General features: G+C 69.6%; 11 protein-coding genes. 1 reads left to right on the forward strand and 10 read right to left on the reverse strand.

Annotated features, from left to right (window positions below):
• Positions 1–73 precede the first annotated feature (73 nt).
• From E3T40_RS11125 to E3T40_RS11160, 8 genes are all read right to left on the reverse strand, one after another.
• Complete coding sequence (locus tag E3T40_RS11125) at positions 74–853, reverse strand: DNA-formamidopyrimidine glycosylase family protein (RefSeq protein WP_104101222.1); 780 nt, start codon at positions 851–853, stop codon at positions 74–76.
• The gene (locus E3T40_RS11130) at positions 846–5,579 is read right to left on the reverse strand and encodes an ATP-dependent helicase (RefSeq protein ID WP_134543530.1); all 4,734 of its coding nucleotides are present in this window, start codon (positions 5,577–5,579) and stop codon (positions 846–848) included. The genes E3T40_RS11125 and E3T40_RS11130 overlap by 8 nt, the downstream gene beginning before the upstream one ends.
• Positions 5,580–5,796: 217 nt before the next feature.
• A complete protein-coding gene (locus E3T40_RS11135) occupies positions 5,797–6,597 on the reverse strand; it encodes an SseB family protein (RefSeq protein ID WP_134543533.1) in 801 nt (266 codons plus the stop codon).
• Entirely contained in the window at positions 6,581–7,327 is a 747-nt protein-coding gene (gene priA / locus E3T40_RS11140; protein ID WP_134394610.1) for a bifunctional 1-(5-phosphoribosyl)-5-((5-phosphoribosylamino)methylideneamino)imidazole-4-carboxamide isomerase/phosphoribosylanthranilate isomerase PriA, read from the reverse strand. Before priA ends, E3T40_RS11135 begins: the two co-directional genes overlap by 17 nt.
• A 57-nt stretch (positions 7,328–7,384) precedes the next feature.
• Positions 7,385–8,017, reverse strand: coding sequence for an imidazole glycerol phosphate synthase subunit HisH (hisH, locus tag E3T40_RS11145; protein WP_104170099.1), 633 nt, complete (start codon positions 8,015–8,017; stop codon positions 7,385–7,387).
• Complete coding sequence (gene hisB / locus E3T40_RS11150) at positions 8,014–8,637, reverse strand: imidazoleglycerol-phosphate dehydratase HisB (protein WP_104101207.1); 624 nt, start codon at positions 8,635–8,637, stop codon at positions 8,014–8,016. The genes hisH and hisB overlap by 4 nt, the downstream gene beginning before the upstream one ends.
• A gap of 26 nt (positions 8,638–8,663) precedes the next feature.
• Positions 8,664–9,743 carry a histidinol-phosphate transaminase gene (locus tag E3T40_RS11155; RefSeq protein ID WP_369828400.1) on the reverse strand — a complete coding sequence of 360 codons (1,080 nt, stop codon included), beginning with the start codon at positions 9,741–9,743 and terminating at the stop codon, positions 8,664–8,666.
• A 49-nt stretch (positions 9,744–9,792) separates the two neighbouring features.
• On the reverse strand, positions 9,793–10,149 hold the full coding sequence (locus tag E3T40_RS11160; RefSeq protein WP_134543536.1) for a LysM peptidoglycan-binding domain-containing protein: 357 nt from the start codon (positions 10,147–10,149) through the stop codon (positions 9,793–9,795).
• 283 nt (positions 10,150–10,432) lie between these two features.
• Between E3T40_RS11160 and lexA the strand changes: the two genes are divergently transcribed.
• Entirely contained in the window at positions 10,433–11,137 is a 705-nt protein-coding gene (lexA, locus tag E3T40_RS11165) for a transcriptional repressor LexA (RefSeq protein WP_134543539.1), read from the forward strand.
• A 233-nt stretch (positions 11,138–11,370) separates the two neighbouring features.
• Here lexA and metE read toward each other — a convergent pair whose 3' ends face one another.
• Together metE and E3T40_RS11175 are read right to left on the reverse strand one after the other, a co-directional pair.
• On the reverse strand, positions 11,371–13,713 hold the full coding sequence (gene metE, locus E3T40_RS11170) for a 5-methyltetrahydropteroyltriglutamate--homocysteine S-methyltransferase (protein WP_134543542.1): 2,343 nt from the start codon (positions 13,711–13,713) through the stop codon (positions 11,371–11,373).
• Positions 13,710–14,705: a methylenetetrahydrofolate reductase gene (locus E3T40_RS11175; RefSeq protein ID WP_104170103.1), complete on the reverse strand. Its 996-nt coding sequence runs from the start codon at positions 14,703–14,705 to the stop codon at positions 13,710–13,712. Before E3T40_RS11175 ends, metE begins: the two co-directional genes overlap by 4 nt.
• Positions 14,706–14,940: the final 235 nt, after the last annotated feature.

Genomic DNA, 14,940 nt, shown 5'->3' on the forward strand with positions numbered 1-14,940 from the left:
AAACCCCGTCGACTCCGGCGGGGGTTTCTGCGGTCGAATTGGTTCGGGCCAGAGCCGCTACGGGGCCACGAGCTCAGGTCTGGCAGCGCGGGCACCAGTAGGTGACCCGCAATTCGAGCTCGGTGCGGCCGAGCCGGCCCTGCTCGACCGCGGTACCGCAGCGCCGGCAGGGCTGGCCGGCGCGGCCGTAGACCCAGCTCTGCATGCCGCGCCGGGCATTGCCGGTCGTGATCCGCTCGGTGCGGTCACGGTTCGCCAGGATCAGGCGGCGGGCGAGAGCGACGAGGCCCAGGACATCCGTCACCTCGGCCACCGGCCGGGACGGCAGCAGGCCGCGAAGGAAACCCAGCTCGTTCACGTAAACGTTGCCGAGCCCGGCGAGGTTGCCCTGGTCGGCGAGCGCCACCGCGATGGGTTGCGCGGGACGTGATTCGAGGCGACGCACGGCTTCGGCCGCATCCCAGTCGGGGCCGAGGAGGTCAGGTCCGAGGTAGTCGAGGAGCGCGGCCTCCTGATTGAGCGGCACCACCTCGAGCAGCCCGAGTTCGAAGCCCACAGCCACCCACTCCACCGTCTCGAGAACGATGCGCGCCTGGAACGCGGGGCGGCGCCAGGCGCTCCCATGACGGTAGAGGTGCCACGACCCCTCCATTTTCAGGTGAGAGTGGATGCTGGCCTCCCCCACGCGCATCAGCAGGTGCTTCCCGCGGCTGAGAACCTCGTGCACGGTCTGCCCGGTCAGGTCGACGGTGGCGAACGCCGGCACCCGCACGTCGCAGCGGGTGAGCCGGGCTCCGTGCAGGGCCTGGTCGAGGTTCCACGCGGTGCGGTAGACGGTGTCACCCTCAGGCATGCAGCTTCACTCCGCGCGGGGTGACACCGAATCCGGCCGCGAGCAGGGCGGTGCCCACCGCTGTTCCGATCACGAACACGCCGTTGACGGTCTCCACGCCGAGCTTCGGAACCCGCCCGGCGGTGACCGTGCCGGCAAGGGTCGCGGCGGCGAGGGTCAGGACCGCAGTCGGTCCGCCATTTTCGACGGCGGGTTCACGGTTCCCGTCGGCACCGTTCCCGTCGGCACCATTCCCGTCGGCACCATTCCCGGCCACTCCGTTCCCGGCCGCTCCGTCGAACGCGAGCACGGTCTTGCCGCCGCGTTCGACGTAGAGCACCAAGGCCCCGTCGACGAGCACGACCAGCGCGCCGGCCTTCCGTCCGGGGCGGTGCCCGGTGCCCTCGGGCAGCGGAGGCCAGGGCAGCACCGAGCCGTAGGGGTTCGCCGGGTCGGTGGCGGCGAGGGTGATCGCCACCGGTTCCGGATGCTGTGCCTCGGCGACGTAGGAGCGCAGCCGGTCGATCGTGCCGACCGTGGCGAACTGGGCGGCCCCGAGACCCTCGATGAAGTAGCCGCGCCGGCACCGCCCCATCTCCTCGAAGCCGCTGAGGGTGCGGTAGACGAGGGCGAAGCCGCCCGTCACGCCCTCCCCCATCACCGCGCCCCGGGTGACGACGCCGTAGCGTTCGAGCAGGGTCTCGCCGAGGGCGTGCGCCCGACGGGTGGGCGAGTCATCGGCGACCGGAACGATCGACCAGCGCCCGGATACGGTCGGTGGCCCGGTGCGGGACGGGAGGGTGCTACGCGCGGGGATGCGGCCGCCGTGCAGCCGGGCTCGCGGGGCGGCCCGGCGGGTGCTGTGCGCCGCGCGCCCGCCGGAGAGCAGGGCGCGTACGGGGGCGAAGGTGTCGTTGCCCACCAGTCCCGCCCAGACCAGGTCCCAGAGGGCGGCGGCGAGGCCGGCGTCGTCCTGGCTGCCGACGGCATCCGCGAGTTGACGGAAGAAGAAGGCCCCGCCGCCGGCCAGGGTGGTCAGAATCTCCTGCTGGAGCGCAGTGGTCTCCAGCGGGGTGGGCAACGGCAGGGTGAGCGGCGCCGTGTCGCGCAGGTGCAGGCTGATCCAGCCGTCGTTGCCGGCCAGCGTGCCGGCGCCGGCCCAGAGCACCTCGCCCGTATTGGTGAGCTCGTCGAGCATGCCCGGCCGGTAGTCTGCGACGCGGGAAGGCAGCACAAGCGTCTCCCAGGCGGATGCCGGGATGCGCGCCCCCTCCAACTGTTCGATCACGGATGCGACCCCGTCGATCCCGCGCAGGCGCCCGCCCACATGCTGCCAGGCCGGCAGGAACCGGCCCATTGTGACCTGGTCGACCGGCTCGACCTCGTGCCGGAGCGCGGCCAGGGAGCGGCGGCGGAGGCGCCTCAGCACCTCGGCGTCGCACCACTCGCTGCCGGTGCCGTGCGGCCGGAACTCGCCCTCGAGGAGGCGGCGGGCCCCGGCCAGCCGCCGGAGGGCGACGAGCGCCACGGCCGGACCGAGCCCGAAGCGCGCGGCCACGTCGGTGAGAGTGAACGGGCCGTGGGTGCGGGCGTACCGGCTGACCAGGTCGCCGAGCGGGTCCGGCACCGGCTCGGTGAACACGGCCGGGACCCCCTGCGGCAGGGGGACGCCGAGGGCGTCGCGAAGCCGGGCGGCGTCTTCGATGGCCGCCCACCACTGCTGCCCGGCGAAACCGACCGGGATGATGCGCCGGGCGTCGAAAAGCACCTGCAGGCCCTCGGCGGCGCCCGGTGACACGGCGGGGTCGAGGCGGGCGGCCACCTCCGCCGTGGTGAGCGGTCCGAGGCCGCGGAGCAGGTCGGCGATGCCCTCGACTCCGCGCGCCTTCCGGTCGGCCGGCAGCCGCTGCAGTTCCAGGTCGGTCTGCTCGATCACGGCCGGGTCGAGCAGCTCGCGCAGCTCCACCCGACCGAGCAACTCGGCCAGCAAGCTGGAATCGAGCGAGAGGGCGGTGGCGCGCCGCTCGGCGAGCGGGGAATCTCCCTCGTACATGAACGCGGCCACGTAGCCGAAGAGGAGGGTGCTCGCGAACGGGCTCGCGGCATCCGTCTGGGTCTCGACCAGGCGCAGGGCGCGACTGTCGATGCGGCGGGTGAGGGCCAAGAGGGCGGGCAGGTCGTAGACGTCCTGCAGGCACTCGCGCACGGTTTCGAGGATGATCGGGAAGGTCGGGAAGGTGCGGGCCACGTCGAGCAGCTGCGCGGCCTTCTGGCGCTGCTGCCAGAGCGGCGACCGCCGGCCCGGGTTGTAGCGCGGGAGCAGCAGTGCCCGCGCGGCGCACTCGCGGAACCGGGCGGCGAACAGGGCCGACCCGCCGACTTCGTCGGTGACCATCTGTTCGAGCTCGGTCGGGTCGAAGACGAAGAGGGAGCTTCCGGGTGGGTCGGACTCGGTGTCGGGGATGCGCACGACGATGCCGTCGTCACTGGCCACGCAGGCCCCGTCGAGCCCGTAGCGCTCCCGCACCCGGGCGCCCACGGCGAGGGCCCAGGGCGCGTGCACCTGCAGGCCGAACGGGGAGTGCAGCACCACCCGCCAGTCGCCGAGCTCGTCTCGGAACCGCTCGACGAGGAGGGTGCGATCGGTCGGGACCTGACCGGTCGCGGCGCGCTGCTCGGCGAGGAAGGCCAGGAGGTTGTCAACGGCCCGCTCGTCGAGGCCGCCGGCCCGGCAGCGCACCCGGGCCTCCGCGTCGGGGAGCGCCGAGACCTCGCGCAGGAACGCGCCGATCGCCTCACCGAGCTCGGCAGGCCGGCCGAGGCCGTCGCCCTTCCAGAACGGCAGCCGCCCCGGTTCACCGAAGGCGGGCAGCACGAGCACCCGGTCGTGGGTGATCTCCTGGATACGCCAGCTCGTCGTACCGAGGGCGAAGACGTCGCCGACCCGGGACTCGTAGACCATCTCCTCGTCGAGCTCCCCCACCCGGCGGCCGGTGGCCTGGTCGCCGCCGACCATGAAGACGCCGAACAGGCCGCGGTCGGGGATCGTGCCGCCGCTGGTCACCGCGAGCCGTTGCGCGCCCGGGCGCCCGGTGAGGATGCCCGTCTCCCGGTCCCAGACGATGCGGGGGCGCAGCTCGGCGAACTGGTCGGAGGGATACCGGCCGGCAAGCAGGTCGAGGGTGGCCTCGTAGGCCGACCGCGGGAGGGTGTGGAAGGGGGCGCTGCGGCGCACGGTGTCGAACCACTCCTCCGCGTGGATGGGTTCGAGGGCGGTCGCCGCCACGGTCTGCTGGGCGAGGATGTCGAGTGGGTTGGACGGCACCTGCAGGGATTCGATCAGGCCGGCGGCCATGCGCTCGGCGGCGACGGCCGCATGGATGAGATCGGCCCGGTGTTTGGGGAAGATCACGCCCCGGGAGACCTCGCCCACCTGGTGCCCGGCCCGGCCGATTCGCTGCAGCCCGCTGGCCACGGACGGCGGCGACTCCACCTGCACGACCAGGTCGACGGCGCCCATGTCGATGCCGAGTTCGAGGCTGGACGTCGCCACCACGCAGCGCAGCCGCCCGGCTTTCAGGTCGTCTTCGATCAGTGCGCGCTGCTCCTTGCTGACGGAGCCGTGGTGGGCGCGGGCAAGCAGCGGCTCGGCCCCGGCGCTCTGGCCGCTGGCGCCCATGAGCGCGGCCGGCGGGCCGGGTGCCGCAGTGCGGACGGGCACGAGGGCAGGCATCCGCTCGGTCATCACGGCCGGCATCGCGGCGGGCACGAGCTCGTCCTCGAGGCGTTGGGCGTAGATCTCGTTGAAGCGCGCGGTCAGCCGTTCGGCCAGACGGCGGGAGTTGGCGAACACGATCGAGGAGGTGTGCGCCAGCACCTCGTCGACGATTGCCTCTTCCACATGCGGCCAGATGGACCCGGTCTGTGGGGCGGCGGCGGCCGTTGAACCCTCCCGCACCGGTACCGTGCCGACCTGGCTCATGTCGTCGACGGGAACGACCACGCTGAGGTCGAATCGTTTGGTCGACACCGGTGCGACGATCTCCACCGGTGCGGACCCTCCGAGGAACCGGGCGACCTCGGCGGCCGGTCGCACGGTAGCCGACAGTCCGATGCGCTGGGCCGGGCGGGCGAGCAGGTCGTCGAGCCGTTCCAGTGAGACGGCCAGGTGCGCGCCGCGCTTGCTCGCCGCGACCGCGTGCACCTCGTCGATGATGACCGTGTCCACGGCGCGCAACGATTCCCGCGCCGCCGAGGTGAGCATGAGGAACAGCGATTCTGGCGTGGTGATCAGGATGTCCGGCGGCGTTTTGACCAGGCTTCGGCGTTCCGTGGCCGGGGTATCCCCCGACCGCACGCCGACGGTCACCCGGGGCGGGGCGAACCCGAGGCGCTCGGCAGCCTGGACGATGCCCACCAGCGGGGCCCGCAGATTGCGTTCCACGTCGACGCCGAGCGCCTTGAGCGGCGAGATGTAGAGCACGCGGGTTCCCGGCGCGGTGACCCGGTCAGGACGCGCCGAGGCTTCCGAGACATCTGCGGCCTCTGCAGTATCCGCGTCCAGGCGGTCGATGGCCCAGAGGAACGCGGCGAGGGTCTTACCTGACCCGGTGGGGGCCACCACCAGCGCGTGCGAGCCCCGAGAGATGGCGTCCCACGCCCCGAGCTGGGCCTCGGTGGGTGCGGCGAAGGCCTGCGCGAACCAGGCGCGGGTGGCCGGAGTGAATCGGTGCAGAACCTCGTTCATACGACTATCCTCGTCGATCCGCCTGAGCCGGGCCACTCGAACCAATTCGACGGAGATTCTGAGCTAAAACGGGCTTTCCCGGACATCCAGGACTGATTTTGCCACAATCTCCGTCGAATTCGTCCGTGGCGGGGGCGGGGGCGCGGGCGGAACGCGGAGCGCGGAGCCCGGGGCCCGGAGCCCGGGGCCCGGAACCGCCGACGATGATAGAGGCCGCCTAGGCGGAGGGCAGCAGCTGCACGGTGAGGGAGTCCACCTGGGTGGCGATGACGTCGCTCGATGACCAGCGAGCCGCGAGCCGGGCGAGGGTCGCGTCGAGCTCGATGCGGGTCAGGCCGTCCACGAGCTCGAGACGCACAATTAGTTCCGGTCCGGCGAGGCGGGCGGCCGGGTCGCCGGGGGCCAGCTCAACCCCGAGCACACTCAGTTCGGTGGCCACGGAGTCGGCAAAGGCATCCGCGACGTCGCGACTGGCATAGCTGGGGGTCCAGGGCAGGGACTGGGCGATGGCCCACAGGGCCGGGCGCCGCACCACGAACTCGGTGGGCGCGGTCGGATCGAGCACGACCAGATCGGTGTTCTCCTGAGCCGCGGCCAGCGCGACGCGCACGCCGTCGGCCGGGACCGGCCGGGCCTGCGTGTTCCACGCCGTCATCGCCGCGACCGAGGAGAACACGGGAAGCACCGTGCGGCCGTCAGGCCCGGCCACGGTGATGATCGACAGTTCCTGGGTCTTGTCGACGCGGAGGCCAACTTCGGTAGTGCCCGATTGGCCGAGTTCGGTCACCAGGGGAACGAGCAGCCGTGAGCCACGGATGGCGTCGACCACCGTCTCTTCGCCGGCCTCCCGAGCCTGGAAGCGGCGCACGGCCGCCAGCAGCGGCTCGGGCGCGAGCCCGTCGTCGTCGCTGTGCATGTTGGGCTCAAACTGTCGTCCCTCCCACGGTTGCCCGGCGGAGTCGCCCCCTCCGGGTCCGCCGGGAAGGCCGGTGGAGCCGAGGTTACGCGCCCGCGACATCCAGCGCCTCGCCCAGGGTGAACGCCCCCGCGTAGAGGGCTTTTCCGACGATCGCGCCCTCGAGTCCGAGCGGTACAAGTTCGCGCAATGCGCGGAGGTCGTCGAGGCTGGAGATGCCGCCGGAGGCGACGACCGGTCGGTCAGTGCGCTCCATCATCTGGCGGAGCAGGTCGATGTTGGGGCCTTGCAACGTGCCGTCCTTGGTCACATCGGTGACGACGTAGCGCGAGCAGCCAGCCTCCTCGAGACGGGCGAGCACCTCCCAGAGGTCCCCTCCCTCCCTGGTCCAGCCGCGGGCGGCGAGGGTGGTTCCGCGCACGTCGAGCCCGACGGCGACGGCGTCACCGTGCCGGGCGATGACCTGCGCCGCCCACTCCGGGTTCTCCAGTGCCGCGGTGCCCAGGTTGATCCGGCTGACGCCCGCGTTCAGGGCCGCGTCCAGCGACGCGTCGTCGCGGATCCCGCCGGATAGCTCGATCTTCACGCCCGTGACCTCGCGGATCACAGTGCGGATGACATCCGTGTTGTTGCCGCGACCGAAGGCCGCGTCGAGGTCGACGAGGTGGATCCACTCGGCGCCCTGGCGGGCCCAGTCAAGTGCCGCGTCGACGGGGTCGCCGTAATTGGTCTCGGTGCCGGCTTCGCCCTGGGTCAAGCGAACGGCCTTGCCGTCGGCCACATCCACGGCGGGCAGCAGAACGAGACGGAGGGAAGGGGTATTCACAGTCATGGGTGTCCTCGGTTGGGAATGGTCGCGGCGACCAGGTCAGTCAGGGAAAAGTCAAGGTCAGTTCTTGACTGTGCCGAGCCAGTTATGGAGCAGACGGATGCCTGCCTCACCGGATTTCTCCGGGTGGAACTGGGTGGCGGTAAGCGGTCCGTTCTCGATGGCGGCCAGGAAAGGTTGTCCGTGCTCGGACCAGGTGAGAATCGGTTTCGGGAACGGTGGCATGACGTCGAGGGACCATTCCTGGGCGGCGTAGGAGTGCACGAAGTAGAAGCGCTCCTGCTCGAGGCCATGGAACAGCGTCGAGCCCTCCCCCGGCGTGACCGTGTCCCAGCCCATGTGCGGCAGCACCGGCGCCGTCAGCTGCGTCACGGTGCCGGGCCATTCGCCCAGCCCCTCCGTGTCCACGCCGCGTTCGACGCCGTGCTCGAACATGATCTGCATGCCCACGCAGATGCCCAGCACCGGGCGTCCGCCCGCGATCCGGCGGTCGATGATCTCGTCGCCGTGCACCGCCTTCAGAGCCTGCATGACGGCGCTGAACGCGCCCACGCCGGGCACGACGAGCCCGTCGGCCTCAAGCGCCTGACGGCGGTCGCTGGTCAGCGTCACCTCGGCCCCGGCGAGTTCGAGTGCCTTGACGGCGGAGTGCACGTTTCCGGTGCCGTAGTCGAGGACAACGACGCTGGTCACAGCGCACCCTTGGTCGAGGGGACGCCGGACACCAGCGGGTCGAGCGCCTTCGCCTGGCGGAACGCGCGGGCGAACGCCTTGAATTCGGCTTCGGCGATGTGGTGCGGGTCGCGGCCGCCCTGCACGGTGACGTGCACCGTGAGGCCGCCGTTGAAGGCGATAGCCTCAAACACGTGGCGCACCATGGAGCCGGTGAAGTGGCCGCCGATCAGGTGGAACTCGAAACCGGCCGGCTCGCCTTGGTGCACGAGGTAGGGGCGCCCGGAGATGTCGACGACGGCCTGTACGAGGGCCTCGTCGAGCGGCACGACGGCGTCACCGTAGCGGGAGATGCCGGATTTGTCCCCGAGAGCCTGCTTGATCGCCTGGCCGAGCAGGATGCCGACGTCCTCGACCGTGTGGTGCACATCGATCTCGATATCGCCGCGGGCGCGCACGGTGAGGTCGGTCAACGAGTGTTTCGCGAAGGCCGTGAGCAGGTGATCGAAGAACGGGACCGACGTCTGGATGTCCGACTCACCGGTGCCGTCGAGATTGAGCGACAGGTCGATGCTCGACTCGCTGGTCTCGCGCTGCAGGTGGGCGAAACGAGGCGAGGTGGTCGCGAAAGAGAAGCTCATACGGCTAGTTTATTGGCCCGAGCCGTTCACGACCGCCCAAGCGCCTCGAGGGCGTCGAGGAACGCCGTGGTCTCGGCCTCGGTGCCGGCGCTGACCCGCAGGTGGCCCGGGATGCCGACGTCGCGCACAAGGATGCCTTCCGCCAGCAGCGCCTCGAAGGTGGCCCGAGGGTCCTCAACGCCGCCGAACAGCACGAAGTTGCTCGCACTGCGCAGCGGAGTGTAGCCAAGCCGGGCCAGTTCGCTCACGATGCGGTCCCGCTGCCCGCGGATGTCGTCGACCATGGCAAGCATCGCGGGCGTGTGGACGAGCGCGGCGACCGCGGCAGCCTGGGTGAGCGCGGACAGGTGGTAGGGCAGACGAACCAGGCGGAGGGCATCCGTCACAGCGGGATCGGCGGCCAGATAGCCGACGCGCACACCGGCGAAGGCGAACGCCTTGCTCATGGTGCGGGACACCAGCAGGCGCTCCCGGCCGGGAAGCAGGCTCAGGGCGGTTGGCGCGTCATCCGTCCCGAACTCGGCGTACGCCTCGTCGACGACGACGATGCCGTCGCTCGCATCGTAGACGGCCTCGATCGTTTCCAGGGACAGGGGCGTGCCGGTGGGGTTGTTCGGCGAGCAGAGGAAGACGACGTCAGGGGCAACCCGGTCGACCCACTCGAGCGCCGTGGCCGGGGAGAGTTCGAACTTTGCGTCACGACCACCCGCGATCCAGCGGGTGCCGGTGCCGGAGGCGAGCAGAGGGTACATGGAGTAGGTCGGCGCGAAGCCGAGCACGGACCGACCCGGGCCGCCGAAGGCCTGCAGCACCTGCTGAAGAACCTCGTTGGAACCGTTGGCGGCCCAAATGTTCTTTCGGGTGAGGCCGTGACCAAGATAACGGGCGAGGGAATCCCGCAGCTCGGTGAACTCCCGATCGGGGTATCGGTTCACGGTCGTGACCGCCAGAGCCAACGCCGCCACGATGTCCTGCGCCACCTCAGCCGGGATGCCGTGGGTGTTCTCGTTCACGTTGAGAGCCACCGGCACGTGCAACTGCGGCGCCCCATAGGGAGTGAGTCCGCGCAGATTATCGCGAAGGGGAAGATCGTTGAGACTGGTCACTCCCCCCATGTTACCGGGGTGAGACCGGCGGGGGCTCGCCGCGGGTAGTTCACAGGTCGTTCGGAAGCGCCAGCCGCTGACCGGGCTGCACGCTGTCGGACGGCAGCTGGTTGAGGCTCACAATCTCGGCGATCACCTCGCGCGGATCGGACGTGGGCGCGATTGTCTCGGCAAGTTGCCAGAGCGACTGCCCCGACTTGATAGTGACGTAGTCGAAGGCCGTGGCCACGCGAGCGACGGTCGAGTTCTCGGCGGCGGCGATGCCTCCGTTGAGGGTGACGACCAGGGCCACGGCTACGAGCGGAAAGGCAGCCAGGGACGTGAAAACGACGCGACCGCGCCGGGTGAGTCGGAGCCGGGTGCGTCCGGTCGCGATGGGGGCGCCTCGTTCAAGTGCAGTGCTCATGTCATACCTCCTGTGAGAAGACGCATCCGACTCTCGGCCGGGAGAGCCGGATGCGAACTTATGTTCCGAATGTATATTCGATTATTCGAACAATCAAGCTTTATTCGGTAGTTTCTGAAATATTTACTCCGACCCACTCGAATACATGTTTGTTTAATGGGCTCAACGCGGATACAGTTTCGATTGTTGATTGACACTCAATCAGGCACCCCCGACATTCGCGTGAATCGGCGGCATTCGCTGTTTGCCGCCAGCGCATCAATCAAAACGAGGAGCGACGAACGTGGCACAGAACACCAGCGGTCCCCGCGACAAGGGCGGCACCAGACGGCGCAAGAGCCTCAGCGAGAAGCAGCTCGCCATCCTCGACGTCATCCAGCGCTCGGTCAGCCAACGCGGCTATCCGCCGAGCATGCGCGAGATCGGCGACGCCGTCGGCCTGTCGTCACTGTCGAGCGTCACCCACCAGCTCAACCAGCTGGAACTGAGCGGTTACCTCCGCCGAGACCCGAACCGTCCCCGAGCACTGGAGGTGCTCATCGAGATTCCGCAGTCGCCCGAAGACACGACGGCCGGATCCTCGGAGAGTTTCCACACCGGAGTGCAGGTCGGCGACGCCGCCATGGTTCCGCTCGTCGGTCGAATCGCCGCCGGCATCCCGATCACCGCCGAACAGCAGATCGACGAGATCTTCCCGCTACCCCGCCAGCTGGTGGGCAAGGGCGACCTGTTCATGCTCAAGGTGTCGGGCGAATCGATGATCGACGCCGCCATAATGGACGGCGACTGGGTCGTCGTGCGGCAGCAGAAGACCGCCGAAAACGGTGAAATCGTTGCAGCCATGCTCGACAACGAGGCAACCGTCAAGGTCTTCCGCCAGCGCGACGGGCACACCTGGCTACTGCCCCGCAACACCAACTTCGAACCCATCGTCGGCGATCACGCCGAGATTCTGGGGAAGGTTGTGGCAGTGCTGCGGTCGGTTTAGGGCATCAGCACTACAGCACATCAGCACTTCAGCGCTTCAGCACTTCAGCACTTCAGCACTTCAGCACTTCAGTCCGACTCTTGGTCTCGACGGTTTCGACCAGCGTCGTGGAGACGCGCGTGCGTTGAGTCACCATGGTTATTTCGGTCGGGTCTTGTGATCCGGGTCTTGTGGGCCGGGCACGAACACTGTTTTTGGTGTCGTGCCCGGCTTTTGTGTGGGTGGAGGCGGGGTCAGGCGGAGACGGAGGAGGTCAGGCGGGCGCGGAGGATGCGGGTGGCGGCGAGCATGTTGTGCAGGGACTGGACGGTTTCGGCGTAGCCGCGGGTTTTGAGGCCGCAGTCGGGGTTCACCCAGAGCCGGGTGGCCGGGATGGCTGCCGCGGCGCGCTCGAGCAGGTCGGTGAGTTCGGATACGCTCGGCACACGCGGCGAGTGGATGTCCCACACTCCCGGGCCGATACCGTGGTCGAAGCCCTGGGACCGGATATCGCCCACCACCTCCATGCGAGAGCGTGCCGCCTCGATGCTGGTCACATCGGCGTCCAGGTTGCGGATCGCGTCGATGACCACCCCGAACTCCGAGTAGCAGAGGTGGGTGTGGATCTGGGTGGCCACGGCCGCACCGGCCGTCGCCAGGCGGAAGGACCCCACCGACCAGTCGAGGTATTCCGCCTGGTCCTTCTGCTTCAACGGCAGCAGCTCCCGCAGCGCGGGCTCGTCGACCTGGACGATCTGAATGCCGGCCGTCTCCAGGTCGGCGATCTCGTCCCGGAGGGCCAGGGCCACCTGCCTGGCCGTCTCGCCCAGCGGCTGGTCGTCGCGCACGAACGACCACGCGAGGATCGTGACCGGACCGGTGAGCATCCCCTTGACGGGCTTGGGCGTCAGCCCCTGCGTGAACGCCGACCACTCGACCGTGATGGGCCGCGGTCGGGACACGTCACCCCAGAGGATCGACGGGCGCACGCACCGGCTGCCGTAGGACTGCACCCAGCCGTTCTCGGTGACCGCGAAGCCGTCCAGGTTCTCGGCGAAGTACTGCACCATGTCGTTGCGTTCCGGCTCCCCGTGCACGATCACGTCGAGGCCGATGTCTTCCTGCAACGCGACGACCCGACGGATTTCGGCGCGCATCAGGTCCCGGTATTCCGCGGTGCTCAGCACCCCCCGTACCAGCTGCGCCCTGGCCCGACGGATGTCCCCGGTCTGCGGGAAGGATCCGATCGTGGTCGTCGGCAGGAACGGCAGCCCGAGGGCCATCTCCTGGGCTGCCACTCGGTCTGCGTAGGCGCCCCGGGTGAAGTCGCCCGGAGCGAGCGCGTCGGCGCGCACCCGAACGGCGCCATCGTGGACTCCGGGAGCCACCCCCCGCGCGTCGAGGGCCGCGGAGGCCGCAGAGAGGTCGGTCTCGATGGCACGGCGACCCAGACTGAGGCCGCGGGCGAGTGTGGCAACCTGCGCGACCTTCTGATCCGCAAAGGCCAGCCAGCTTTTCAGGTCGTCGTCCAGCGCCGATTCATCGTCGACGTCGTGGGGAACGTGCAGCAGCGAGGTTGAGGTGGAAACCGAGATCCGCGGCGAGAGGCGGACCAGGCCGGCCGCCGTGTCGAAGGCGGCGGCCAGGTCGCCGCGCCAGATATTGTGGCCGTCAATGATGCCGGCCACGAGAGTGGTCGTGTCCAGTCCGGGGGTCTCCGCCGGCACGCTTCCCCGCACGAGGTCAAGCCCAATGGCTTCCACCGGGGTGATGGCAAGAACGGGTAGGGCGTCGTCGAGGCTGCCGTACGGCGCGGCGACGAACAGGGCGGGACGCTCGGCGAGGGCGCCGAGGGTGTTGTAGGCGAAGCGGAGGCCGGCGAGGGCATCCGTTCTCGGGGTGTCGATGCTCTCGCTGACCAGGGCAGGCTCGTCGAGCTGCACCCATTCGGCTCCGGCGGCGCGCAGCCGCTGCAGGAGGGCGGCGTAGACCGGCACAAGGTCGTCGAGGCGGTCAAGCGGACTGAATCCGGCCGGGGCCTCGTCGCTGGGCTTGCTCAGCAGCAGGAAGGTGACCGGGCCGACGATGACGGGCCGGGTCAGGAATCCGGCCGCCTTCGCCTCCTCGAACTCGCGCACCAGGCGGGTGCCGGCGAGGGTGAACTCGGTCTCGGGGCCGATCTCCGGCACCAGGTAGTGGTAGTTGGTGTCGAACCATTTGGTCATCTCCAGCGGCGGATTCTCCCCTTCGCCGCGGGCGAGGGTGAAGTAGCCGGCCAGGTCGAGGTGGCCGTCCGCGCCCCGCAGATGCGCGAACCGGGCGGGGACGGCGCCCACCGTGCACAGGGCATCCAACATCTGGTCGTAGTAGGAGAACGATTCCGGGATGGACGAGTCGTCCCGGCCGAGTCCCAGCAGCACGAGGCGCTCCCTGGTGCTCTGACGCAGGGCGGCCGCGGTCGCCTCGAGCTCGTCGGCGCTGACCGATCCGGTCCAGAACGCTTCGACGGCCTTCTTCAGTTGGCGGCGCGGCCCGATGCGCGGGTAGCCCAGGATGGTGCCGGCGGGAAAGGCGGAAAAGGCGGAAGAGTGGGTCATCGGTTCTCCTTGACGGGGTGAGGGGCAGGCTGTGCGGAAGCAGGCAGGGTGGGGGTGAGCAGACCGCAGCCGTCGAGCACGGCGAGCACGGTCTCGTGCTGGTTGAAGGCGTAGAGGTGCAGCCCGGGGGCACCGCCGGCGATGAGTTCCCGGGCCAGTTCGGTGGCCTGACGGATGCCGATCTCACGCTGGCCTTCCTTCGTCGGCTCCACCTCGAGCGCGATCGCCAGCTCGGACGGCAGTTCCTCACCGGACAACTCGAGGATGCGGCGCAGGCGGGCCGGGCTCGTGACCGGCATGATCCCGGGCAGGATCGGGAATTCGACCCCGGCGGCACGGGCTCGCAGGATGAAGCTGAGGTAGTGGTCGGCGTGAAAGAAGAGTTGCGTGATCGCCAGGTTGGCGCCGGCGGCCTGCTTGGCCAGGAGCGCGTCGATGTCCTGGGTGGCCGACCGGGAGCGCGGGTGGCCGTTCGGGAAGGCGGCCACGGCGATGCGTACCTTCTCCCGTTCCCGCTTGATCGTGCGGGCGGCAGGGAGTCCAGGGATCACGGCCTCGCGGTACGGCACCCGCTCGGCCTGCACCCGATGGATCAGCTGCACCAGTTCCGCGGCGCTGCCCAGGTCGCCGAGGAAGGCCTCACCCTCCCGAATGCCTTCCGGCGGGTCGCCACGCAGGGCCAGGAAGCTCCGCACCCCGGCGTCCAGAAACTCCCGGATCAGCTGGCTCGCTTCCGCGTTGGACGAGCCCACGCAGGTGAGGTGGGCCAGCGGGTCCACGGTGGTGGTGCGCAGGATGTGGGTGAGCACGTCCAGGGAGGAGCGCCGGGAGGAGCCGTTCGCACCGTAGGTGACCGAGATGAATTCCGGGCCGGCCGCGGCCAGCCGCTCGATAGTGGCGTGCAGCACGGAGGTGGCGGCATCCGAGGTGGGCGGATACAACTCGAATGAGAACGGGATTTTCCGGCACGCAGGATCCGAGGTGTGGGGCATTGCTCCTCATTCGACAGTTGCCAGTGTCAGTCACCGGGGGCCGGGCGGCCGCGGACCGCCCGGCAAGCCAGGCGGACGTTCGCGGGCGGGTGCCGGGCTCGGCTGTCGCTCCATGCCGCCGGTCAGGAGACCGGCGGCAACGATTGAGAAGACTCTAACAAGCACGCCCGGTGCCCGGCAGGTCTGTGACCGAATATGTCATCAGCTGGCGCCGGAGCGGCTCAGGCAGGCCGGA

The organism is Cryobacterium sp. TMT1-19, assembly GCF_004403055.1.
Classification (GTDB): Bacteria; Actinomycetota; Actinomycetes; order Actinomycetales; family Microbacteriaceae; genus Cryobacterium; species Cryobacterium sandaracinum.